Source organism: Lactococcus formosensis (assembly GCF_037892375.1).
GTDB classification, from domain to species: Bacteria; Bacillota; Bacilli; order Lactobacillales; family Streptococcaceae; genus Lactococcus; species Lactococcus formosensis.
Window position 1 is genome coordinate 726721 of record NZ_CP141721.1, and the last position, 23903, is coordinate 750623.

Below are 23903 nucleotides of genomic sequence, written 5' to 3' on the forward strand. Positions count from 1 at the left end.
TATTTAATATATCATGTTCTTGCGAGAAGAGACTACAGATGATGCTAGCTAATAATTTAGTAGAGGAAGGAAAATGAAGCAATTACTATGATTTTTCACTTGATATTATAAAGGCGTCCCACAGTTTATGAAGCAAGTCAAGAATAGTCAGTACTTGGAAAGCAAACAAGGCGTACTCTCTGTTATTGATAATATTTACGGACTTCATCCCACTCTTTTCATTAGTATTTATCCCCTTAGTCTTCTTAGATTTTTAGTTTTTGGCTAACCTGATACCTCATTTCTCCATCAAGTAAAGTTAACAGATATCCTCTTTTTATAAAGAATTATCAGGAGCGCGTGACAGGATTCAAAATGAAAATATTTTTGTAAAGAAATACTTTTCTTCAAAATCTGCAAAATAAAGTTGACAGAGTGTTGAAATTTTGATAAGATATTAAACGGTACTTTTTATATTTGGTCCTAATAAGGAGAACTTGTATAAGTTGCCAAACTTCTTGTCAGAACTTGGATTAAGCGACCATATACTGACATTCCAACTTTATAAAAAAACAGAAAGGATTGTTTATTCATTTTATTTCGCTTTGCGGTTCTCCGTAAATAAAAGGGATAAGCAGACAGAAAAATGCCTACTATTAACCAATTGGTGCGTAAAGGTCGTCACTCTAAAGTGGAAAAATCTAACTCACCTGCATTGAACATCGGCTATAACAGTCGTAAAAAACTCCAAACTAAAGTAGCAAGCCCACAAAAACGTGGTGTTGCAACTCGTGTTGGAACAATGACTCCGAAAAAACCTAACTCAGCGCTCCGTAAATTCGCTCGTGTACGTTTGTCTAACCTTATCGAGGTTACAGCATACATCCCAGGTATCGGTCACAACTTGCAAGAACACAGCGTCGTACTTCTTCGTGGTGGACGTGTGAAAGACTTGCCAGGGGTACGTTACCACATCGTTCGTGGTGCACTTGATACAGCTGGTGTAACAGATCGTAAACAAAGCCGTTCTAAATACGGTACTAAAAAACCAAAAGCGTAATTGAAAGGAGATAAGAAGAATGCGTAAAAATCGTGCCCCAAAACGTGAAGTTTTGGCAGATCCAATGTACAACTCAGTAGTAGTAACACGTCTTATCAACCGCGTTATGCTTGATGGTAAACGTGGCGTTTCTACAAACATCGTTTACGGAGCTTTCAAACAAATTGAAGAAGCTACTGGAAACAACCCACTTGAAGTTTTCGAAACAGCTATGGAAAATATCATGCCTGTTCTTGAAGTTCGCGCTCGTCGTGTTGGTGGTTCTAACTATCAAGTCCCAGTTGAAGTTCGTCCAGAACGTCGTACAACTCTCGGACTCCGTTGGTTGGTAACAATTGCTCGTAACCGTGGTGAACACACTATGCAAGACCGTCTTGCAAAAGAAATTCTTGATGCTGCAAACAACACAGGTGCTGCAGTTAAGAAACGTGAAGACACACACAAAATGGCAGAAGCAAACCGTGCGTTCGCTCACTTCCGTTGGTAAGAAGATGACCCTTGGTCGTTATTCTAGAAAAAGCTTGACTTTATGGTCAAGCTTTTTTATTTGCAAAGATAAGAAAATAAAAAAATATACACATTTACATAACAAAAATATGAGAAAAAAGCTACAAAAAACACTTAAACACCTTGCAGATTTGATGAATTTGTAGTAAAATAAGGCGAAAACACTTTCAAACTTAAGGAGTATATTACACAATATGAAAAAATTGTCTAAAACCGCCTATGGCGGTGTCGCAGGGAAAGATTACCTCCCTTATGAAGATGGACGCAAAAAGAGTGCTGGCAACCCAGTTGTAATTGTTATTGGTATTATTTTGGCCATTCTTTTCGCAGCATCTACTGCTTATTCAGGAATGCGTGCTGGTTTAACAGTAGCTGCAGGTATCCCTGGTGCTATTCTTGGTTCAGGACTTTTGTCAATTTTTATCCGTAAAAATAACTTCCTGATGAAGAATATCCTTCAGTCAATGGCAACAGGTGGTGAATCAATTGCTTCAGGTCTCATCTTTGTCTTACCAGCAGTTATCCTTATCGGGCAACAGGTCTCTTTCTTTGAAGGTGTCATTGTTGGTGTTTCTGCGGTTCTTGTATCTCTTGGTATTTTATCATTTGTTCAAGACTATCTCTTAGTTGAAGAACATGGCACACTTGTTTATCCAGAAGCGATGGCTATTTCAGAAACACTTGTTGCTTCTTCAACAGGTGGTAACTCGCTTAAATACATGGGGATTGGTTTTGGTGTTGGTGGACTTATTACTGCATTCACTTCAGCAGTTTTTGGTGTTGTGAACAACGTTGTAAGCTATACAAACGAAACTTTCTACAAATGGAAACTTGAAATTGAAGTAAATCCAATGCTTGCTGCTATCGGATTTATTGTTGGACTTGAGGTTGCGGTAATGATGTTTGCCGGTTCAATCCTCGCTAACTTTGGTATCGCTCCATTGATTGGTTACTTCTCAGAAATGGCTGGAAACGGTCATCATGTTTGGAATGATCCATCTACTTCAATCCAAGCTATGAATTTTGCTGCAATCTCAGGATCATATGTTAAATACATTGGTGCGGGGATGATGATTTCTGGTGGTATGATTGGGGCAATCCGTCTTATCCCAACAATCATCAACTCTGTTAAAGCAACACTCGATGGACGTAAGAATGCCGAAGCTGGAGAACGTGATTCACTTGGTATCTTCGCTATCCTTATTGGTATTGTTGCAACATTTGTTGTTGGTTTCATCATTTCTGGCGGGAACATCGCTATGACTTTCCTTGCTGGTATTCTTTCAATCGTTCTTTCAATGTTGTTCATCATCGTTGCAGGACGCTTGACAGGTACAATCGGTACATCTAACTTGCCAGTATCTGGTATGACAATTGCCTCACTCGTTATCTTGACTCTTGTTTTCTTGACAATGGGTTGGACATCAAGTGCAAACCTTAAATCACTCTTGCTCTTCGGTACTTTCATCGTTGTAGCGATTTCTGTAGCTGGTGGTTATACACAAGCTCAAAAAGTTACCTTCATCACTGGTGGTAACAAATATGAAGTACGTCGTTTCTTCCTCGTTGCTGCTGTTCTTGGTGTGGTAGTCGTAACAGGAGTTATCGTATTACTTCGTGATCAACTAGCATTGACTGGTGATGCAGCTCAGTTTGCTTTGCCACAAGCAAACTTGATGGCTACTTTGACTGATGGTATCATCGGTGGAGAACTCCCATGGCACATGATCATTGCTGGTATCGTGTTCGGTATTATCCTTTACATGATTAAAGTTCCAGTTATGACTTTCGCGATTGGTTTCTACCTTCCAATTTCAACAACATCAATCATTCTTATCGGTGCTTTAGTTCGTATTTTGGTGGAAGTTCTTGGTAAGAAAGACACAGAAGCTGTTCAAGAAGAACGTATGTCATCAGGTGTATCTCTATCTTCTGGTTTAGTTGCAGGTGCATCAATTATTGGTCTATTGGGTATTATCCTTCAAGTTTCAGGAGTTGTAACTCCTGGCACACCTACAGGATTTATTGGCTCTAACGCTATGGCTTGGGTCCTTATGGTTATCTTAATCATTGCGATTGTGGCACCATTGATGTCAATCAAGAAAGCTCCGGCTGCTGAGAAGTCAGATGAGTAATAAAAAGAATAAAGATGATATTTCAGATGAAAATCTGAATATGATTTTCCGAAAAAAAGACAAAGTGCTATTTGAATGGCATGAAGGTCGGATTCGGATTTATAAAGATCAAAAGCATTGGACACAAAATCTTATGCGTAAGATGGGGGCGAAAATACCTCAACGTACGTACATGTCTTTGGATGAATATGGTACACTTGTTTTTAGCATGATCGATGGTAAAACAACCGTAAAGGAAATAGGAGAAGCACTGAGTGCACAGCACGAAGAAGCCTCTCAACAACTCTATGAGCGTCTTTTCCTGTACCTTAATCATTTAGAATCTGTCGAAAGATGGATTGAGATTGTTGAAAAAGGGGAATAGTCTCCTTTTTCTTTTTTTGACAAAAATTTTTCATGAAGAAGAAGTAAGTCTTTTTGAAAAAAGCTTAAATTTTATTTAAAAATAGTTGAAAGATGAAAATAGAACTATAAAAACCTTTATTATTATGATATAATGGGGTGTAAAACTAAAAATTAATTAGGAGAAAACTATGGCTCGCGAATTTTCACTTGAAAATACTCGTAATATCGGTATCATGGCTCACGTCGATGCCGGTAAAACAACTACCACTGAACGTGTCCTTTACTATACTGGTAAAATTCACAAAATCGGTGAAACTCACGAAGGTGCATCACAAATGGACTGGATGGAGCAAGAACAAGAACGTGGTATCACTATCACTTCTGCTGCGACAACTGCCCAATGGAAAGGCAACCGCGTAAACATTATTGATACACCAGGTCACGTGGACTTCACAATCGAAGTACAACGTTCACTCCGTGTTCTTGACGGTGCGGTAACTGTACTTGATGCTCAATCAGGTGTTGAACCACAAACTGAAACAGTTTGGCGTCAAGCAACTGACTATGGGGTTCCACGTATCGTTTTTGCTAATAAAATGGATAAAATCGGTGCTGATTTCTTCTACTCACTTTCTACATTGCACGATCGTTTAGGCGCTAACGCTCATCCAATTCAAATCCCAATCGGATCTGAAGAAGACTTCGTTGGTATCATTGACTTGGTAACTATGCGTGCAGAAATCTATACTAACGACCTTGGTACAGATATCCGTGACGAAGAAATCCCAGCAGAATACATGGAACAAGCTGAAGAATGGCGTACAAAACTTATCGAAGCTATCGCTGAAACAGACGATGACTTGATGGAAAAATACTTTGCAGGTGAAGAAATCACTGAAGCAGAGTTGAAAGCTGCTATTCGTAAAGCAACAATCAATGTTGAATTCTACCCAATGCTTGCAGGTTCTGCCTTCAAGAACAAAGGTGTTCAAATGATGCTTGATGCGGTTATTGATTACCTCCCAAGCCCATTGGATATCCCTGCAATCAAAGGTGTTAACCCAGATACAGACGAAGAAGATGAACGCCCAGCATCAGATGATGCTCCATTTGCGGCACTTGCCTTCAAGATCATGACTGACCCATTCGTTGGACGTCTTTCATTCTTCCGTGTATACTCAGGTACATTGGACGCTGGTTCATATGTTTTGAATACTTCTAAAGGTAAACGTGAACGTATCGGACGTATCCTCCAAATGCACGCGAATACTCGTCAAGAAATCCAAACAGTTTATGCTGGTGATATCGCCGCTGCTGTTGGTTTGAAAAACACTACAACTGGTAACTCATTGACTGACGAAAAATCACGCATCATCCTTGAGTCTATCGAAGTTCCAGAACCAGTTATCCAACTCTCTGTTGAACCTAAATCAAAAGCTGACCAAGATAAAATGGGTGTTGCCCTTACTAAATTGGCAGAAGAAGATCCAACATTCCGCGTTGAAACAAACGTTGAAACTGGTGAAACAGTTATCTCTGGTATGGGTGAACTTCACCTTGACGTCCTTGTTGACCGTATGAAACGTGAATTCAAAGTTGAAGCTAACGTTGGTGCGCCTCAAGTATCATACCGTGAAACTTTCCGTGCATCTACTCAAGCACGTGGATTCTTCAAACGTCAATCAGGTGGTAAAGGTCAATACGGTAACGTATGGATCGAATTCACACCAAACGAAGAAGGTGCTGGTTTCGAATTTGAAAATGCTATCGTCGGTGGTGTGGTTCCACGTGAATTCGTACCAGCTGTTGAAAAAGGTTTGGTAGAAACTATGGCTAACGGTGTTCTTGCTGGTTACCCAATGGTTGATATTAAAGCTAAACTTTACGATGGTTCATATCACGATGTCGATTCATCAGAAACTGCCTTCAAGGTTGCGGCTTCACTCGCTATGAAAGAAGCTGCTAAGACTGCACAACCTGCAATCCTTGAACCAATGATGAAAGTTGTCATCACAGTTCCTGAAGAAAACCTCGGAGATGTTATGGGTCACGTAACAGCTCGTCGTGGACGTGTAAACAGCATGGAAGCACATGGTAAATCACAAATCGTTAACGCATTTGTACCACTTGCTGAAATGTTTGGTTATGCAACTACCCTTCGTTCAGCTTCACAAGGTCGTGGTACATTTATGATGACATTTGACCACTACGAAGATGTACCTAAATCAGTACAAGAAGAAATTATCAAGAAAAACGGTCGCGGTGGCGATGCTGAATAATCTTTGATTATTTCAACTAATAAAAAGCAATATCTTAAAGATATTGCTTTTTTTTTTTTTTAATTATTCGAGAATCTATCTCAGATACGGTAATTTTTATGATTGAATATAACTCCTTTGCTTGATTGTTCGGTTTTTCTACGTTATAATTAAACCAACAAAAAGAAAAGGGTGATTAATATGAAAAGAAACGAACGTTTAGTGGATTTTACTAATTTTTTATTGAACAGACCCAATAGAATGTTAAACCTGAACGAAATTAGTAAACGCTATGAAGTAGCCAAATCCTCGATTTCTGAAGATCTCGTTTTTATTAAACGTGTTTTTGAAGATCAAAATATCGGGATTGTCGAAACTTTTCCTGGAAGTTTAGGCGGCGTACGTTTTACACCTTACATATCTGACGAAGTATCTCGGGATCGTGCGTTAGAGCTTGCTGACTTATTGCGTGAAGAAAATCGTATTTTACCTGGAGGCTATATTTATCTTTCCGACATTTTGGGTTACCCTTCTAATCTTAAAAAAATAGGCCAAATTATTGCTCATGAGTATTGTGATAAACAGATTGATGTTGTGATGACGATCGCGACAAAAGGGATTCCGATCGCACAGTCTGTAGCGGAAATATTAGATGTTCCCTTTGTTATTGTCCGACGCGATCCTAAAGTTACAGAAGGGGCAACTCTGAACGTGAATTACATGTCGGGTTCAAGCAGCCGTGTTGAAAATATGACGCTTTCTAAGCGGAGTTTATCTATTGGCCAAAGTGTGTTGATCGTAGATGATTTTATGAAGGGGGCGGGAACGATTAATGGTATGAAGAGCCTGGTTCATGAATTCGATTGCTTCTTATCTGGTGTCGCTGTTTTTCTGGAGGGGCCTTTCAAAGGAGAGCGTTTGGTAGATGATTATAAATCAATCCTCAAGGTAGATCAGATAGATGTAGCCCAAAGGACGATTGAAGTAGAGTTAGGTAATATATTTGAAGAGAAGTAAAGCAAACAAGTAGGTGTTGTTGATCTAAACTTTGATATTTTATTGTTACTAAAGTTACTATTCGCCTTAGGAGCGGTTCTCGGTGGTCTTTCTCTTTTCTTTATTACACCTGAGCGAATGTCTTGTATTTTGGGTTGGTTTACTTGAGGAGAATTAAAAGAACATTCGAGTGATACTATAGCTCATCTTTATTAAACTTGGTACAAACTTGGAACATTATTTTATTGTTGGTACAGTATCTCACCGCTGTTTATCTTCTAGTACATGGTTTACTCAAGATTCTGACTTTGTTTCTTTTATGGAAAAGATTCTTTGCGGTTTTATTATTTATCAACTGGTGGATTATTTGTAACATTATTCAAATTTTATGCTTTTGGTATCGGATGTTGATGTTTTACAGATTATCTTACTTAGAATATAAAAATATAAAAAAGCTTTGACTATTTAGTCAAAGCTTTTTCATTAGTTGAGAGTAGAAATTTTATTAATTGGCCATACACGGAACATAGTTCGACCAACAATATCAGAACGTTTAAAGGTTCCTACTGCTCGACTGTCTCGCGATACAATACGGTTGTCTCCTAAGAGGAGATATTCCCCCTCAGGTACTTTAATCGTAAAGGTTGGATTGCCTGTTGCGTCTGTTGTAAAGGCTTGAGCTTGTTGCGCAAGCTGAACAAAGTAAGCGCGGTTTGCTTCCGAGAGTTCTGAAGTCAAAGCATAATTTTGATAAGTTTTTTCGAGTTCGTTATTGGAAAGCTGTTTTTTAAAGTCTGCCAAATATGGCTCATCAGTTTTCTTTCCGTTAATGTAAAGTTGATCTTTATCAAATTTAATTTCGTCGCCAGGCATACCGACTACACGTTTTACAACGTCTTTTGTTTCTGTTTGCCCATTAACTGTTTCTGTTTCTTTAGCAACTACGATGTCAAAGCGGTTAATACTTGCGGTTTTGATAAGAACAAGGCGTTGTTTATCAGCTAAGTTTGGATCCATTGAATGACCATCAACAACGACAAGGGACCAGATAAAGATACGTGAAAGAATTGCGATGGTGATAATTGCGAGAAAAATGCCCCATTCTTTGACGAAACGTGTGAAGGCATTTGTTTGTTTGTTTTGTTTGGTATTTTCCATATTTAACTTTCTATATTTGAGCTATATTTATTGCTTTCTTAGTGTTGGCGAAATGTAATTTTGCATATCTTTTCAAGACCTCAGGACCGTTTTGCCGTATTAGCTTTGCGGCCACCTGATCAGAAGCTGCTCCAGCGCCGCTTGGCAACTTATAGCCGGCTTCTAGAGAAAGTGCTTTGAGATTTTCTAGAAAGAGGTAGCGGGCTATAATGGAGCTACAGGCAACGGCTAAGAATTGGTCTTCAGCCTTAGGTAAAAGTGTAACTCTACCGTTTACTTTATTCTGTTCGGCTACTAAATATTTTTGATAATTATTTTCCGTCGTAAAGGCATCGACTATTATATATTCAATACTCTCAGAAACACGTTTTTCGAGGAGGTAAATAGCTTGGTTATGTAAGGCCACTTTGATACTTACAGCATTGTAGCCTGAATCAATGACCTGGTTATACTTTGTAGGCTCGACAATCAAAGGCACATGTGTGATATTCTCTATTAATTGAGGAGCGATTTGATAGATTTTTTCATCGGTAACTTTTTTAGAATCGGCAACACCGAGTTTCTTTAATAAAAGGACATCTTCGGAATTGACAAAACTAGCCACAACTACTAAAGGTCCAAAATAAGAACCATTACCAACTTCATCAGTACCGATTATGTTCTCTTGTTGCTGTGGACGTGATGAAGCGGTATGCCCAAATTGTTGAGCGATACGTTCAGCATCTTCTCCTTGAAAGACAACTTTTCCAGATGTATATACAGAAATAGTAGCTTTGGGGAGTTTCGCATAAAAAATGATATATTGATTCTTTGATACCTTCTTATATTTATCAAACTTAAGAAAAAGTTTATCTAACATTTTGGAGTCTAAAGTAAGAACTACATTCATGGTAATAGTTTAACATAAAAGCAAAAAAATTAAAAATGAATCTTGACAAGACTTGACATATGTGGTATTATGATAAACGGTATTGTTTACCCCATTTTTGTGGCCCCGGAAACCCAAAAATATTTGCAGGACTCTTACACCTGCCGTAAACAAATTCTAAGTAAAGGAAACTTAACCCAAATGATGAAAACAACATTCATGGCTAACGCTTCAAACGTTGACCGTAAATGGTACGTGGTTGACGCAACTGATGTACCTCTTGGTCGTTTGTCAGCTGTAGTTGCTAGCGTACTTCGCGGTAAAAACAAACCAACTTTCACTCCTCACACAGATACAGGTGATTTCGTTATCATTATCAATGCTGATAAAGTAAAACTTACTGGTAAAAAAGCAACTGATAAAGTTTACTACCGTCACAGCCTTCACCCAGGAGGATTGAAATCAATCACTGCTGGTAAACTCCGTGAGAAAAACGCTGTACGTTTGATTGAAAAATCAGTTAAAGGTATGCTTCCACACAACACTCTTGGACGTGCTCAAGGCATGAAACTTAAAGTGTTTGTTGGTGGTGAACACACACACGCAGCACAAAAACCTGAAGTTCTTGATATTTCAGGTCTTATCTAAGGAGGGAACGCACTAAATGGCACAAGTACAATATGCTGGCACAGGACGCCGTAAAAATTCAGTTGCTCGTGTACGTCTCGTACCCGGCACAGGTAAAATCGTAATTAACAAACGTGATGTAGAAGACTACATCCCACAAGCAGCACTTCGCCTTGTTATCAACCAACCATTTGCAGCTACACAAACTGAAGGTAGCTACGACACACTCGTAAACGTAAACGGTGGTGGTGTATCAGGTCAATCAGGAGCTATCCGTCACGGTATCGCTCGTGCATTACTTGAAGTGGATCCAGACTTCCGCGGTGCTTTGAAACGCGCTGGCTTGCTTACACGTGATGCTCGTATGGTTGAACGTAAAAAAGCTGGTCTTAAGAAAGCCCGTAAAGCTTCACAATTCTCAAAACGTTAATCTTTTTCAGATATATCAACGTTTCGAACAATTATTTGGTGGAGATTGGTGTAACATTCAATCTCCCTCATATAAATATAAAAAAGACTCCAGTATTTTACTGGAGTCTTTTTTATATTTATCATAAAGACCGTCTTAAATACGAATACTAAGAGCGGAGTATGTTTGCAAAAAGTAAAAATACCTCCAGGAAGGGGCTCTATCTTTAAGATTAGTATTCAATTGATTTAATCTTTTCGTTTGACCCTAAAAGAGTTACCAGTGATGCAAGTTCATAAGTTTTGGGTAAGCTCAGATATAGATCAGTTTTCAAACAATTATTTGATTTTTTTTCAACTTTTATACTCAGAATTTTGATATGTTCATTTTTCATTTGTTTTTGCAACAGGCGAAGACCTTCAATATCTTCTAATTGAACGATAAGATGATTGCTTGTTGCTGTTTTTATCCACCGATAATTTTGATGTAAAATAATTTGAAAAAGTAAAATGAGTAAAGTAGCTACAATACCTATAAAATATAATCCAGAACCAATAGCCATCCCAATACCAGAAGTTGCCCAAATGCCAGCAGCGGTGGTTAAACCTCGAACGGATTGATTGTGAACAAAAATCAGTCCTGCTCCTAAAAAACCAATTCCGCTTACAATTTGAGCAGCAATTCTGGAAGGATCAAGATTGATCCCATGAGTGCTAATGATGTCCATAAAGCCGTATTTTGAGACGATAATCATCAAAGCAGCACTCAAAGCAACAATTAAATGAGTACGTGTGCCAGCATTTTTATAACGGCTATTTCTTTCATAACCAATAGCATAGCCACAAATTCCTGCTAATATTAAACGAATCAACCAATCAATTTGTGTTAAGAAAGTAATTTGCATAAAAATTCCTCCTTGTCATTTAAAACCTACCTTACATTATATCGCTATTTTAATAAGAAAAACAGTAACTTTTATAAAAAATGAATAACTTATATTGGACTAAATATATATAGTATGTTCTCTGTAGAGGTGAAAAGTTCAAGCGTTTTTTTACACAATAGTACACTAAGGTCTAGCACACGTCCAATATTCAATCAATTTTGGTATAATTGGATGAACAATATTATTTTATAGAGGATTATTTTAGGGAGAAATATTTTATGTCACTTGCGACAATTTATAGCTTTATTGGAACACTGATAACGATTAACACGGTGCTTGCCCTTGTGACGATTTTTCGTAAACCGAGGTCTATTGCCAGTATTTTGGCTTGGTTTATGTTCTTAGTTTTTTTACCAGGTATTGGATTTCTTGGCTATCTTTTCCTAGGACGAGGACTTGATCGAACAACAACACGCCGTTTTGAAGAAGAAAATAAATACAATCTATCTATTCTTGGCCAAAGAGTTCATGAAAACAATGAAAAATTTGGGCCAAAAGATATGACACCACATGAAAAATTATTGAAAAGGTATTTTAATCATATGGAGCGTACACCACTTTGTCGTGGAAATAGTGTGAAATTTTATCTAAATGGTGAAGATAAATTTTCGGCCTTATTTGAAGATATAAAGAATGCTAAAGACAATATCCATGTGGAATACTACGCGTTCTTTAATGACAAGATCGGGACTGCTTTTCGCGATCATCTGATTGCTAAAGCTAAAGAAGGTGTTGAAGTTAGGGTGGTTTATGATCCATGGGGTGGGAAAACGAAAAAAGATTTCTTTAAACCATTGGAAGAAGTAGGAGGCAAGGTTACCGCCTTTATCACGTCGCGTAATGCATTAATGAAAACGCGACTGAACTATCACTTACACCGCAAAATTGTAGTAATAGATGGTCAAATTGGGTGGACCGGTGGATTTAATGTTGGTGATCAATATATTTACAACAGTAAGAAATTTGGCTTCTGGCGTGATACACATGGTAGAATAGTTGGTACAGCAGCATTTGGTCTTCAAGAAACGTTTATTCGAGATTGGAATGTTTCAGTTAGGGATCCTCGAGAGAAGCTTGAACGAAAAGATACATACTTTGTGGTGCCGGAAGAAGAAGGAAATATTGATATCCAGATTGTGGCTAACGGCCCAGAGAGCGACAATAAAACTTTAAGAACAGGTTTCATTAAAATGATTATGGATGCAGAAGACTATATCTGGCTTCAATCGCCCTACTTGATACCTGATGATTCCATGATAACGGCACTTGTAGCAGCAGCGAATTCGGGTGTTGACGTAAGAATTATGATTCCTGATATGCCAGATCATCCATTTATTTTTAGAGCGACACAATATTACGCAAATTATTTACACAAACAAGGGGTAAAAATATACAATTATACAAATGGCTTCATCCATTCCAAAACACTTGTAATGGATGGGAAGTTGGGAGTGTTTGGTACAACTAATCAAGATATACGCAGTTATGAATTAAATTTTGAGATAAGTGCCTTTTGCTATGATGAAGGAGTAGCCGAAGAGATGAGAAGAACCTTTGAGGCAGACTTAAAAGATTCAAGCCTACTCACGGATGAAGAAATTGCTCAACAATCTCTCTGGCTTAAAATCAAGCAAAACTTTTCGAGATTACTGAGTCCAATATTATAATTATAAAAATCAGACGGATTCCGTCTGATTTTTCATATGCCAAGAACGTGACAACGGCGGGGTTTTCCGAACGAAGGCAAAAAAAAACAGAAAAAAGGACAGTTTATTCTTGACAGAAGGGAGTGAGTTTGATAGAATATAATAGTTGTCGCGAGAGAGCACATCTCAAGTGAGAGCGATAGACCTTTGAAAACTGAATAAAGTAGAATGACTATATGCGAGAAGTTAACTTCTTGTATACCAACTGTCAATTCAATAATGAAAGACAAAACAACAGCCAGTTCATTTGATGAACTAAATTTAAATGAGAGTTTGATCCTGGCTCAGGACGAACGCTGGCGGCGTGCCTAATACATGCAAGTCGAGCGATGATTGAAGATAGCTTGCTATTTTCATGAAGAGCGGCGAACGGGTGAGTAACGCGTGGGAAATCTGCCGAGTAGCGGGGGACAACGTTTGGAAACGAACGCTAATACCGCATAACAATGAGAATCGCATGATTCTTATTTGAAAGAAGCAATTGCTTCACTACTTGATGATCCCGCGTTGTATTAGCTAGTTGGTAGTGTAAAGGACTACCAAGGCGATGATACATAGCCGACCTGAGAGGGTGATCGGCCACACTGGGACTGAGACACGGCCCAGACTCCTACGGGAGGCAGCAGTAGGGAATCTTCGGCAATGGGGGCAACCCTGACCGAGCAACGCCGCGTGAGTGAAGAAGGTTTTCGGATCGTAAAACTCTGTTGTTAGAGAAGAACGTTAAGTAGAGTGGAAAATTACTTAAGTGACGGTATCTAACCAGAAAGGGACGGCTAACTACGTGCCAGCAGCCGCGGTAATACGTAGGTCCCAAGCGTTGTCCGGATTTATTGGGCGTAAAGCGAGCGCAGGTGGTTTCTTAAGTCTGATGTAAAAGGCAGTGGCTCAACCATTGTGTGCATTGGAAACTGGGAGACTTGAGTGCAGGAGAGGAGAGTGGAATTCCATGTGTAGCGGTGAAATGCGTAGATATATGGAGGAACACCGGAGGCGAAAGCGGCTCTCTGGCCTGTAACTGACACTGAGGCTCGAAAGCGTGGGGAGCAAACAGGATTAGATACCCTGGTAGTCCACGCCGTAAACGATGAGTGCTAGCTGTAGGGAGCTATAAGTTCTCTGTAGCGCAGCTAACGCATTAAGCACTCCGCCTGGGGAGTACGACCGCAAGGTTGAAACTCAAAGGAATTGACGGGGGCCCGCACAAGCGGTGGAGCATGTGGTTTAATTCGAAGCAACGCGAAGAACCTTACCAGGTCTTGACATACTCGTGCTATCCTTAGAGATAAGGAGTTCCTTCGGGACACGGGATACAGGTGGTGCATGGTTGTCGTCAGCTCGTGTCGTGAGATGTTGGGTTAAGTCCCGCAACGAGCGCAACCCTTATTACTAGTTGCCATCATTAAGTTGGGCACTCTAGTGAGACTGCCGGTGATAAACCGGAGGAAGGTGGGGATGACGTCAAATCATCATGCCCCTTATGACCTGGGCTACACACGTGCTACAATGGATGGTACAACGAGTCGCCAACCCGCGAGGGTGCGCTAATCTCTTAAAACCATTCTCAGTTCGGATTGCAGGCTGCAACTCGCCTGCATGAAGTCGGAATCGCTAGTAATCGCGGATCAGCACGCCGCGGTGAATACGTTCCCGGGCCTTGTACACACCGCCCGTCACACCACGGAAGTTGGGAGTACCCAAAGTAGGTTGCCTAACCGCAAGGAGGGCGCTTCCTAAGGTAAGACCGATGACTGGGGTGAAGTCGTAACAAGGTAGCCGTATCGGAAGGTGCGGCTGGATCACCTCCTTTCTAAGGAATATAAAAAAGATGTCTTCTACTTTATTCAGTTTTGAGGGGTCTATAAAGACCAAACAAGCAGTCTTTTGATGCAAGATAGAGAAGATTGCGTTGAGAGAAGGGGCCTTAGCTCAGCTGGGAGAGCGCCTGCTTTGCACGCAGGAGGTCAGCGGTTCGATCCCGCTAGGCTCCATAAGATACGAAAGTGTCTTGTCAACGAAGACGTTAAAATAGGAATTGATCATTGAAAACTAAATAACAATATCTTATAACGATAAATAAACCGAGAAATGTTTTAAACATTTCTGTAAAGCTGCGAATTATTTTAAATAGTTCGAAAAAACTTATACTTGTTTTAATGGCAAAGTTAATAAGGGCGCACGGTGGATGCCTTGGCATTAAGAGCCGATGAAGGACGTGACTAACGACGATATTCTAGGGGGAGCAGTAAGTACGCATTGATCCCTAGGTCTCCGAATGGGGAAACCCACTATGTTATGCATAGTATCCGTAAGTGAATACATAGCTTACGCGAAGGTAACGCAGAGAACTGAAACATCTAAGTACCTGCAGGAAGAGAAAGTAAAAACGATTTCCTAAGTAGCGGCGAGCGAACGGGAAACAGGCCAAACCAAGAAGCTTGCTTCTTGGGGTTGTAGGACTGCAACGTGGACTTAAAGTCTATAGAAGAATTACCTGGGAAGGTAAGCCAAAGAGAGTAATAGCCTCGTATTTGAAATAGACTTTATACCTAGCAGTATCCTGAGTAGGGCTGGACACGCGAAATCCAGTTTGAATCCGGGAGGACCATCTCCCAAGCCTAAATACTCCTTAATGACCGATAGTGAACCAGTACCGTGAGGGAAAGGTGAAAAGAACCCCGGGAGGGGAGTGAAATAGCACCTGAAACCGTGTGCCTACAAGAAGTTCGAGCCCGTCAATGGGTGAGAGCGTGCCTTTTGTAGAATGAACCGGCGAGTTACGTTATGATGCGAGGTTAAGCTGAAGAGGCGGAGCCGTAGCGAAAGCGAGTCTGAATAGGGCGCTTTAGTATCATGATGTAGACCCGAAACCTAGTGACCTATCCATGAGCAGGTTGAAGGTGCGGTAAGACGCACTGGAGGACCGAACCAGGACACGTTGAAAAGTGTTTGGATGACTTGTGGATAGCGGAGAAATTCCAAACGAACTGGGAGATAGCTGGTTCTCTCCGAAATAGCTTTAGGGCTAGCGTCGCAATTTAAGTGTATTGGAGGTAGAGCACTGTTTGGATGAGGGGCCCATCTCGGGTTACCAATTTCAGATAAACTCCGAATGCTAATACACATGTGCGGCAGTCAGACTGCGAGTGCTAAGATCCGTAGTCGAAAGGGAAACAGCCCAGACCACCAGCTAAGGTCCCAAAATATATGTTAAGTGGAAAAGGATGTGGGGTTGCACAGACAACTAGGATGTTAGCTCAGAAGCAGCTATCATTCAAAGAGTGCGTAATAGCTCACTAGTCGAGTGACCCTGCGCCGAAAATGTACCGGGGCTAAACATATTACCGAAGCTGTGGATTTAATATTAATTAAATGGTAGGAGAGCGTTGTAATCAGCGATGAAGGTATACCGTGAGGGGTGCTGGAGCGATTACAAGTGAGAATGCCGGTATGAGTAGCGCAAGATAAGTGAGAATCTTATCCACCGTAAGACTAAGGTTTCCAGGGGAAGGCTCGTCCGCCCTGGGTTAGTCGGGACCTAAGGCGAGGCCGAAAGGCGTAGTCGATGGACAACAGGTTGATATTCCTGTACTAGTATTGTTAGTGATGGAGGGACGCAGTAGGCTAAAGGGAGCCAGTTAATGGATTCTGGTCTAAGCAGTGAGGTGTGGAATGTGTCAAATGCATTTTCCTTTAACATTGAGCTGTGATGGGGAAGCAACTACGGTTGCGAAGCCCTTGATGTCACACTGCCAAGAAAATCTTCTAGCGTTTAATTCAATACTACCCGTACCGCAAACCGACACAGGTAGTCGAGGCGAGTAGCCTCAGGTGATCGAGAGAACTCTCGTTAAGGAACTCGGCAAAATGACCCCGTAACTTCGGGAGAAGGGGTGCTGTAGAAATACAGCCGCAGTGAAAAGATCCAAGCAACTGTTTATCAAAAACACAGCTCTCTGCTAAACCGCAAGGTGATGTATAGGGGGTGACGCCTGCCCGGTGCTGGAAGGTTAAGAGGAGGGGTTAGCTTAGGCGAAGCTCTGAATTGAAGCCCCAGTAAACGGCGGCCGTAACTATAACGGTCCTAAGGTAGCGAAATTCCTTGTCGGGTAAGTTCCGACCCGCACGAAAGGCGTAATGATTTGGATACTGTCTCAACGAGAGACTCGGTGAAATTTTAGTACCTGTGAAGATGCAGGTTACCCGCGACAGGACGGAAAGACCCCATGGAGCTTTACTGCAGATTGATATTGAGTACCTGTGAAGCATGTACAGGATAGGTAGGAGACTTTGACCTTGGGACGCTAGTTTCAAGTGAGTCGCTGTTGGGATACTACCCTTGCTTCATGGTTGCTCTAACCCACACGCATAATCGGCGTGGGAGACAGTGTCTGTCGGGCAGTTTGACTGGGGCGGTCGCCTCCTAAAGAGTAACGGAGGCGCCCAAAGGTTCCCTCAACATGGTTGGAAATCATGTGTAGAGTGTAAAGGTATAAGGGAGCTTGACTGCGAGAGCTACAACTCGAGCAGGTAGGAAACTAGGGCTTAGTGATCCGGTGGTACCGCATGGAAGGGCCATCGCTCAACGGATAAAAGCTACCCTGGGGATAACAGGCTTATCTCCCCCAAGAGTTCACATCGACGGGGAGGTTTGGCACCTCGATGTCGGCTCGTCGCATCCTGGGGCTGTAGTCGGTCCCAAGGGTTGGGCTGTTCGCCCATTAAAGCGGCACGCGAGCTGGGTTCAGAACGTCGTGAGACAGTTCGGTCCCTATCCGTCGCGGGCGTAGGAAATTTGAGAGGATCTGCCCTTAGTACGAGAGGACCGGGGTGGACTTACCGCTGGTGTACCAGTTGTTCCGCCAGGAGCACCGCTGGGTAGCTATGTAGGGAAGGGATAAGCGCTGAAAGCATCTAAGTGCGAAGCCCACCTCAAGATGAGATTTCCCATTCTTTATGAATTAAGAGCCCTGAGAGATGATCAGGTTGATAGGCTGGAAGTGGAAGTCCTGCGAGGGATGGAGCGGACCAGTACTAATAGCTCGAGGACTTTACCAAGTAATAGAACATATGAGTTTAGCTTTACTTATTTATCAAGAAATTGTTATTTAGTTTTGAGTGTTCAATACATTCAGACCATGATTTGGTATTCATTGCATAGGAGATACACCTGTTCCCATGTCGAACACAGAAGTTAAGTCCTATTACGCCGGAAGTAGTTGGGGGTTGCCCCCTGTGAGATATGGTAAATGCCAAGTGATTGGGAGTTTAGCTCAGCTGGGAGAGCATCTGCCTTACAAGCAGAGGGTCAGCGGTTCGATCCCGTTAACTCCCATTGAATATGTTATAATATATTCAATGACAATTAAATATCGGAAGGGTAGCGAAGAGGCTAAACGCGGCGGACTGTAAATCCGCTCCTTCGGGTTCGGGGGTTCGAATCCCTCCCCTTCCATAGTTTTACGGGCATAGTATAAAGGTAGTACAAAGGTCTCCAAAACCTTTGGTGTGGGTTCAATTCCTGCTGCCCGTGTTTGTATTATGGCGGATGTGGTGAAGTGGTTAACACACCAGCTTGTGGCGCTGGCACTCGCGGGTTCGATTCCCGTCATCCGCCCTTTTAATGGGGTATAGCCAAGCGGTAAGGCAAGGGACTTTGACTCCCTCATGCGTTGGTTCGAATCCAGCTACCCCAGTTCAAATATTTATTTGAGAAAATAGTCTGTTGCCGAAGTGGCGGAATAGGCAGACGCGCCAGACTCAAAATCTGGTTCCTTCACGGGAGTGCCGGTTCGACCCCGGCCTTCGGCATAGAATAAAAGATCTAAGTATTCTTAGATCTTTTTTTTTGCTTAAATGTAAAAACCACCTTCACAAAAAGTAAAAGTGGGGTAATAAATTTAGGCAAGGAATGTTTTGTTGGTTTTCTTGATCAATAACTTTTCAAGTTCTATTACGACAAAAATCAAGAGTGAGAGGAGGATTGCGATAAACCAGTGTGTCGCTGTTAGAGGCACAACATCAATGAATAATCGTAATGGTGTGAGTGTGAACACAAAGGTTATAATTAAAGATATGATTGTTGTCCAGAAGATTGTTTTATTTGAATACAAACCATCTTTAAATATGGAATCATTACTTCGTGCATTAAAGATATGATAGGTTGAAGCAAGGGCAAGAACGAGAAATGTCATGGATTGTCCGACTTGCATACTTGGAGTAGTTCCCTCTATCTCTACAAATCTTCCAATATAGAAGCCGATAAGAGAAATAATGATAAAGGTTGTAGAGGATGTGAGAATACGTTGTGAAACACCTCTAGAGAAGAGACTTTCGTTTACATCGATCGGTGGTTTTTTCATAATATACTTATCAGAGGTTTCTCGGCTTAAGCCAAATCCAGGAATACCATCTGCGAGAACATTGATATAGAGAAGCTGCATACCTGTAAGTGGCAGACCCCAACCAATAATAGCCCCAAATAACATAATGAGTATTTCAGCAACATTGGCAGAAAGAAGATAATAAATAGTTCTTTTAATATTAATGTAAACCCGACGCCCTTCAGCAATTGCACTAACAATGGTCGCAAAGTTATCGTCGGCTAAGATGATGTCAGAGGCATTTTTGGCTACTTCTGTTCCGGCGATTCCCATTGCGGTTCCGACATCTGCTGCGCGTAGTGAGGGAGCATCATTGACGCCGTCCCCAGTCATGGCAACAATATGTTTTTTATCCTGCCATGCTTTCACAATCCGGAGCTTGTCTTCAGGCGAGACACGTGCATAGACTGAAATTTTTTCAATCTTTTCCTTGAGCTCCTCATCGGTCATGTTTGCCAACGTAATGCCGTCTACGACTAAGTCTCCTTCACGATAAATATCAAGTTCCTGTGCGATAGCTTTAGCAGTTAAGGCGTGATCCCCTGTAATCATTACAGGAATAATTCCAGCAGTTCGAGCTTCAGCCACAGCGTGTTTACTTTCAGGTCTTGGAGGATCAATCATTCCAATAATTCCTAAGAATGTTTGGTCTTCTTCCAGTAATTGATGATTTTCTGGAATTTCATCGATTACTTTGTAGGCGAGAGCGAGGACACGCAAGGCATTTTCTGCAAAGGAGTCGTGAATATTATGTGCTTCGCTAAAGTGAGCCGGGACAAGCCGATCAAAGGCCCCTTTTGTAATAACGAGGTAGCCCCCGCTTTCGTTAGGTACAACAACCGTCATTTTTTTTCTGGTCGAATCAAAAGGAAGTTCTAAGAGCCGCGGGGGATTTTTATCAGGTTGATAAGAATTATGTGCGATAAGGAAGTTGATGATGGCTGTCTCTGTTGGATCGCCGTGTGTGACCCAATTCCCCTCGTCTTCTACGGCTGTTGCATTGGAAACTAAACCGAACATGTAAATTAAATCTTTTTCTTTATCTGAAAGTTGGTCTTTATGCCAAATATTTTCTCCCTGTACCCAAAGTCGTTGAATAGTCATCTGGTTTTGAGTAAGTGTTCCCGTTTTATCAGAAGCTATGACAGAAGCATTCCCGAGAGTTTCAACAGCAGGGATATTGCGAATAATGGCTTTTTTATATGCCATGTTCTCTACACCATAAACGAGTGATAAAGTGACAATGACAGGTAGAGTTTCAGGAACAGCTGCAATACCAAGAATAACAGCCGTCATCATGTTCTCACTAAAAGGAATACCACCGTGTAATACGTTAACGATAAAGATAATCGCACCTGCACCAAAAGCAATCGCAGCAAGGCGCTTTGCGAGAGAATCAATACGTTTTTGTAAAGGTGTTTTCCCTTTAATCTGGTCTTCTAAAAGTTGGGCAATTTGTCCCATCTGACTTTTCATTCCTGTAGCCACAACAATCCCCTTAGCTGTACCATTAAGCACATTTGTTCCCGAGAAAACCATGTTCACTTGGTCTCCCAAAGGCACATCTTCGTGGATTTCACGTGAAGCATCTTTTTCTATTGGTTCAGATTCCCCTGTTAGTGAGGATTCATCAACCTGCAAGCTATTTGCTGAAAGAAGGCGAACATCAGCACCAACCTGTTCACCAGCACTTAGCTGAAGTAAATCGCCCACAACCAATTCTTCAGAAGGAATGGTATTTAACCTTCCTTCACGTATAACAATAGAATTCGGCGCTGATAATTTTTTGAGGGCGGATAGAGCTGTTTCAGCACGCTCTTCTTGCATATGGGCGACGATGATATTGATAATAACGATTAATAGAATGACGATTGGCTTTGTAAAATTTCCTGTATCTATCGATAAGTAAAAAGCTGGAACCGAAACAATGATTAAAACGAGATTCATTACCTCAAGTAGATGTTTCAAAAGTTTTTCAAAGATACTTTTCTCTTTAACTTCTTGAAAAACATTACTGCCGTATTTTTTCCGATGAAGAGTAACCTGTTCTTTACTTAAACCCTCTGAAATACTCGTTTTATAATACTCTTTAATCTTTTTTATATTAGTTTTCTTATAATCCATAAATCCTCTGCCCTATTTTTCTTCAATTTATAAAAAGTTTTATAATAGAATTATAATATTTTTATCATTTATTACAAAACAATTTAGCATTCAGAAAAAGCTGTATAAATAGCTAAAAATGTGGTATTATGGTAGATATGGAAACGAAAACAGTAAGTGAACTTGCAGAACTTTTTGGTGTGACTCGCCAAGCGATGAATAAACGTATCAAGCAGCTAGACGAGCAATATGTAGAGAAAAATGAAAAAAATGTTACTGTAATTAATGAAGGCGGTATTCATGAACTTGAACGTCTTTATGGCAAAGTTGTGACAGCGCAGGCGGAAGTTGTTGATGATAAAGATGCGACACAAGAACTTTCAACATCGCCAACGGACACAGCTGTTTTTGAGTTGGTTTCAAATCTGATGAAAGATAAGAATGCAGAAATTGACCGTCTCAACCAACAATTGATGGCTAAGGATGCACAGATTGCAGAAAAAGATAAGCAAATCAATCGTCAGCAAGAATTGATGGAAAAATCTTTGAGTGACAATAATCAGTTTTTACTTGAGATGAAAGCTGAATCAGAAAAAGGTTTCTTTGCGAAACTTTTCGGAAAAAAATAACAGTGATAATACTGTTATTTTTTTATTAGAAATATTATGAAGTAGACAAATGTAAACGTTTTCCTCTCCGTTCCCACGGTTGTGCCTATTTTCCGGCTTTTATGTTTGCAAAATCTCAAAAAAGTGTTAAAATGTAAGAGTAAGTTAAATGATTAACTTAGTGATAGAGATTTTCTCTATAAACAAAATTTTAAACCTATAAGGAGACTTACTCATGGTAGTTAAAGTTGGTATTAACGGTTTCGGACGTATCGGTCGTCTTGCTTTCCGTCGTATTCAAAACGTTGAAGGTGTTGAAGTAGTAGCAATCAACGACCTTACAGATCCAGCAATGCTTGCACACTTGTTGAAATATGACACAACTCAAGGTCGTTTCGACGGTGAAGTTGAAGTTAAAGATGGTGGTTTCGAAGTTAACGGTAAATTCGTAAAAGTTACTGCAGAAGCTAACCCAGCTAACATCAACTGGGCTGAAGATGGTGCAGAAATCGTTCTTGAAGCAACTGGTTTCTTCGCAACTAAAGAAAAAGCTGAACAACACTTGCACGCTAACGGTGCTAAAAAAGTTGTTATCACAGCACCTGGCGGAAACGATGTTAAAACTATCGTTTTCAACACTAACCACGAAATCTTGACTGGTGAAGAAACAGTTATCTCTGGTGCATCATGTACTACTAACTGTCTCGCACCAATGGCTGATGCTTTGAACAAAAACTTCGGTCTTAAAGTTGGTACAATGACAACTATCCACGGTTACACTGGTGACCAAATGACTCTTGATGGCCCACACCGTGGTGGTGACTTCCGTCGTGCACGTGCTGCAGCTGAAAACATCGTACCTAACTCAACAGGTGCTGCTAAAGCTATCGGTCTTGTATTGCCAGAATTGAATGGTAAACTTCAAGGTCACGCACAACGTGTACCAGTTCCAACTGGTTCATTGACAGAACTTGTATCAGTTCTTGATAAAGAAGTTACTGTTGAAGAAGTAAATGCAGCTATGAAAGCAGCATCTAACGAATCCTACGGTTACAACGAAGATGAAATCGTTTCATCTGATATCGTAGGTATCTCTAACTCTTCACTCTTTGACGCTACTCAAACTGAAGTTACTACAGCTGACGGCGTTCAATTGGTTAAAACAGTTGCTTGGTACGATAACGAAATGTCTTACACATCTAACCTCGTTCGTACACTTGAATACTTCGCTAAAATCGCTAAATAATTCTGTTATTTAACGTTAGAAACAGAGAAGCTTAGCTCCTCTGTTTTTTTTATCCCTGCATTTAAGTCTTTTGATATTCTCAAAAGATGGATTGAATCTAGAGTTCATGCAGATTATTGATAATTAAAAATAATAAAAATGAATTGGAGAAAAAATGGACACACCTAAATGCCCAGCTTGTTCAAGTGAATATACTTATGAACTCTCAGATACAACATTTGGCTGCTCAGAATGTGGTAACGAATTTACACAAGCAGATCTAGAAGCAGACAAATTTGTTGTGCTTGATAGTGTCGGACAACCTTTAGCTGATGGAGATGCTGTGATTATCATTCAAGATCTTCCCGTCAAAGGAATGCCAAAACCCATTAAAAAAGGTACGAAAGTGAAAAATATCCGTATCAATGAATTTGGAAAAAATGAACACTATATTGATTCGAAAATTGACGGATTTGGAGCTATTGGATTGAAAGGTTCTGTCGTTAAGAAAGCATAAGTAAAAAAAGACCGCTTGGTCTTTTTTTTAGAATAAAGAAAGGAAAAGGCAGTGAAACGGCTTTTCTGCTATA

Annotated in this window: 16 protein-coding genes, 7 tRNA genes and 3 rRNA genes; 22 read left to right on the top strand and 4 right to left on the bottom strand. The window is 40.6% G+C overall.

Annotated features, from left to right (window positions below; translation table 11 throughout):
- Positions 1 to 625 precede the first annotated feature (625 nt).
- The 6 genes from rpsL (at position 626) to purR (ending at position 7301) form a co-directional block, all read left to right on the top strand.
- Entirely contained in the window at positions 626 to 1039 is a 414-nt protein-coding gene (rpsL, locus tag VNN39_RS03560; protein WP_003133552.1) for a 30S ribosomal protein S12, read from the top strand.
- Positions 1040 to 1058: 19 nt separating this feature from the next.
- The gene (rpsG, locus tag VNN39_RS03565; RefSeq protein WP_003133550.1) at positions 1059 to 1526 is read left to right on the top strand and encodes a 30S ribosomal protein S7; all 468 of its coding nucleotides are present in this window, start codon (positions 1059 to 1061) and stop codon (positions 1524 to 1526) included.
- Positions 1527 to 1740: 214 nt separating this feature from the next.
- Entirely contained in the window at positions 1741 to 3681 is a 1941-nt protein-coding gene (locus VNN39_RS03570; protein ID WP_096368909.1) for an OPT/YSL family transporter, read from the top strand.
- Entirely contained in the window at positions 3674 to 4045 is a 372-nt protein-coding gene (locus VNN39_RS03575; protein ID WP_338997873.1) for a PqqD family protein, read from the top strand. The genes VNN39_RS03570 and VNN39_RS03575 overlap by 8 nt, the downstream gene beginning before the upstream one ends.
- 169 nt (positions 4046 to 4214) lie before the next feature.
- Positions 4215 to 6305 (top strand): elongation factor G, encoded by a 2091-nt coding sequence (gene fusA / locus VNN39_RS03580; protein WP_338997874.1) that lies wholly within the window; start codon positions 4215 to 4217, stop codon positions 6303 to 6305.
- A 180-nt stretch (positions 6306 to 6485) separates the two neighbouring features.
- A complete protein-coding gene (gene purR, locus VNN39_RS03585; RefSeq protein ID WP_338997875.1) occupies positions 6486 to 7301 on the top strand; it encodes a pur operon repressor in 816 nt (271 codons plus the stop codon).
- A gap of 462 nt (positions 7302 to 7763) precedes the next feature.
- Here the strand turns inward: purR and lepB are convergent, their stop codons facing one another.
- Together lepB and rnhC are read right to left on the bottom strand one after the other, a co-directional pair.
- Complete coding sequence (gene lepB, locus VNN39_RS03590) at positions 7764 to 8438, bottom strand: signal peptidase I (RefSeq protein WP_017370010.1); 675 nt, start codon at positions 8436 to 8438, stop codon at positions 7764 to 7766.
- 10 nt (positions 8439 to 8448) lie between these two features.
- Positions 8449 to 9327 (bottom strand): ribonuclease HIII, encoded by an 879-nt coding sequence (gene rnhC / locus VNN39_RS03595; protein WP_096368911.1) that lies wholly within the window; start codon positions 9325 to 9327, stop codon positions 8449 to 8451.
- 180 nt (positions 9328 to 9507) lie between these two features.
- Between rnhC and rplM the strand changes: the two genes are divergently transcribed.
- A complete protein-coding gene (gene rplM, locus VNN39_RS03600) occupies positions 9508 to 9954 on the top strand; it encodes a 50S ribosomal protein L13 (protein ID WP_338997876.1) in 447 nt (148 codons plus the stop codon).
- A 16-nt stretch (positions 9955 to 9970) separates the two neighbouring features.
- Positions 9971 to 10363 (top strand): 30S ribosomal protein S9, encoded by a 393-nt coding sequence (gene rpsI, locus VNN39_RS03605; RefSeq protein WP_003133537.1) that lies wholly within the window; start codon positions 9971 to 9973, stop codon positions 10361 to 10363.
- Positions 10364 to 10574: 211 nt separating this feature from the next.
- On the opposite strand, the gene VNN39_RS03610 is transcribed toward rpsI, so the two are convergent.
- The gene (locus VNN39_RS03610) at positions 10575 to 11246 is read right to left on the bottom strand and encodes an MgtC/SapB family protein (protein WP_096368912.1); all 672 of its coding nucleotides are present in this window, start codon (positions 11244 to 11246) and stop codon (positions 10575 to 10577) included.
- A gap of 260 nt (positions 11247 to 11506) precedes the next feature.
- Between VNN39_RS03610 and cls the strand changes: the two genes are divergently transcribed.
- From cls to VNN39_RS03665, 11 genes are all read left to right on the top strand, one after another.
- Positions 11507 to 12955, top strand: a complete 1449-nt coding sequence (cls, locus tag VNN39_RS03615) for a cardiolipin synthase (protein ID WP_165712901.1) — start codon at positions 11507 to 11509, stop codon at positions 12953 to 12955.
- Between the two features lie 300 nt (positions 12956 to 13255).
- A 16S ribosomal RNA gene (locus VNN39_RS03620) occupies positions 13256 to 14804 on the top strand.
- Positions 14805 to 14912: 108 nt separating this feature from the next.
- Positions 14913 to 14985, top strand: a tRNA-Ala gene (locus VNN39_RS03625).
- A 167-nt stretch (positions 14986 to 15152) separates the two neighbouring features.
- Positions 15153 to 18052: ribosomal RNA gene (locus VNN39_RS03630) — 23S ribosomal RNA — on the top strand.
- Positions 18053 to 18136: 84 nt separating this feature from the next.
- A 5S ribosomal RNA gene (gene rrf, locus VNN39_RS03635) occupies positions 18137 to 18252 on the top strand.
- Together the 16S, 23S and 5S rRNA genes with 7 tRNA genes alongside form the textbook arrangement of a ribosomal RNA operon.
- Before the next feature lie 4 nt (positions 18253 to 18256).
- A tRNA-Val gene (locus VNN39_RS03640) sits at positions 18257 to 18329 on the top strand.
- A gap of 39 nt (positions 18330 to 18368) precedes the next feature.
- Positions 18369 to 18449 (top strand) — tRNA-Tyr (locus VNN39_RS03645).
- A 7-nt stretch (positions 18450 to 18456) separates the two neighbouring features.
- A tRNA-Trp gene (locus VNN39_RS03650) sits at positions 18457 to 18527 on the top strand.
- Positions 18528 to 18538: 11 nt separating this feature from the next.
- Positions 18539 to 18611: transfer RNA gene (locus VNN39_RS03655), tRNA-His, on the top strand.
- A 7-nt stretch (positions 18612 to 18618) separates the two neighbouring features.
- A tRNA-Gln gene (locus VNN39_RS03660) sits at positions 18619 to 18690 on the top strand.
- Positions 18691 to 18721: 31 nt separating this feature from the next.
- Positions 18722 to 18805: transfer RNA gene (locus VNN39_RS03665), tRNA-Leu, on the top strand.
- Positions 18806 to 18894: 89 nt separating this feature from the next.
- Here the strand turns inward: VNN39_RS03665 and VNN39_RS03670 are convergent.
- A complete protein-coding gene (locus VNN39_RS03670; protein WP_338997877.1) occupies positions 18895 to 21501 on the bottom strand; it encodes a cation-translocating P-type ATPase in 2607 nt (868 codons plus the stop codon).
- A 128-nt stretch (positions 21502 to 21629) separates the two neighbouring features.
- On the opposite strand from VNN39_RS03670, the gene VNN39_RS03675 reads away from it, so the two are divergent.
- The 3 genes from VNN39_RS03675 (at position 21630) to VNN39_RS03685 (ending at position 23830) form a co-directional block, all read left to right on the top strand.
- Entirely contained in the window at positions 21630 to 22109 is a 480-nt protein-coding gene (locus tag VNN39_RS03675) for a DUF536 domain-containing protein (protein ID WP_017369561.1), read from the top strand.
- 214 nt (positions 22110 to 22323) lie between these two features.
- The gene (gene gap / locus VNN39_RS03680; protein ID WP_003133076.1) at positions 22324 to 23334 is read left to right on the top strand and encodes a type I glyceraldehyde-3-phosphate dehydrogenase; all 1011 of its coding nucleotides are present in this window, start codon (positions 22324 to 22326) and stop codon (positions 23332 to 23334) included.
- Positions 23335 to 23488: 154 nt separating this feature from the next.
- Positions 23489 to 23830: a zinc ribbon domain-containing protein YjdM gene (locus VNN39_RS03685; protein WP_338997878.1), complete on the top strand. Its 342-nt coding sequence runs from the start codon at positions 23489 to 23491 to the stop codon at positions 23828 to 23830.
- Positions 23831 to 23903: the final 73 nt, after the last annotated feature.

Excerpts from the sequence above, each read along its gene's own strand:
- rpsL (WP_003133552.1), top strand. The coding sequence starts at position 626 with ATGCCTACTATTAACCAATTGGTGCGTAAAGGTCGTCACTCTAAAGTG.
- rpsG (WP_003133550.1), top strand. The coding sequence starts at position 1,059 with ATGCGTAAAAATCGTGCCCCAAAACGTGAAGTTTTGGCAGATCCAATG.
- VNN39_RS03570 (WP_096368909.1), top strand. The coding sequence starts at position 1,741 with ATGAAAAAATTGTCTAAAACCGCCTATGGCGGTGTCGCAGGGAAAGAT.
- VNN39_RS03575 (WP_338997873.1), top strand. The coding sequence starts at position 3,674 with ATGAGTAATAAAAAGAATAAAGATGATATTTCAGATGAAAATCTGAAT.
- fusA (WP_338997874.1), top strand. The coding sequence starts at position 4,215 with ATGGCTCGCGAATTTTCACTTGAAAATACTCGTAATATCGGTATCATG.
- purR (WP_338997875.1), top strand. The coding sequence starts at position 6,486 with ATGAAAAGAAACGAACGTTTAGTGGATTTTACTAATTTTTTATTGAAC.
- lepB (WP_017370010.1), bottom strand. The coding sequence starts at position 8,438 with ATGGAAAATACCAAACAAAACAAACAAACAAATGCCTTCACACGTTTC.
- rnhC (WP_096368911.1), bottom strand. The coding sequence starts at position 9,327 with ATGAATGTAGTTCTTACTTTAGACTCCAAAATGTTAGATAAACTTTTT.
- rplM (WP_338997876.1), top strand. The coding sequence starts at position 9,508 with ATGATGAAAACAACATTCATGGCTAACGCTTCAAACGTTGACCGTAAA.
- rpsI (WP_003133537.1), top strand. The coding sequence starts at position 9,971 with ATGGCACAAGTACAATATGCTGGCACAGGACGCCGTAAAAATTCAGTT.
- VNN39_RS03610 (WP_096368912.1), bottom strand. The coding sequence starts at position 11,246 with ATGCAAATTACTTTCTTAACACAAATTGATTGGTTGATTCGTTTAATA.
- cls (WP_165712901.1), top strand. The coding sequence starts at position 11,507 with ATGTCACTTGCGACAATTTATAGCTTTATTGGAACACTGATAACGATT.
- VNN39_RS03670 (WP_338997877.1), bottom strand. The coding sequence starts at position 21,501 with ATGGATTATAAGAAAACTAATATAAAAAAGATTAAAGAGTATTATAAA.
- VNN39_RS03675 (WP_017369561.1), top strand. The coding sequence starts at position 21,630 with ATGGTAGATATGGAAACGAAAACAGTAAGTGAACTTGCAGAACTTTTT.
- gap (WP_003133076.1), top strand. The coding sequence starts at position 22,324 with ATGGTAGTTAAAGTTGGTATTAACGGTTTCGGACGTATCGGTCGTCTT.
- VNN39_RS03685 (WP_338997878.1), top strand. The coding sequence starts at position 23,489 with ATGGACACACCTAAATGCCCAGCTTGTTCAAGTGAATATACTTATGAA.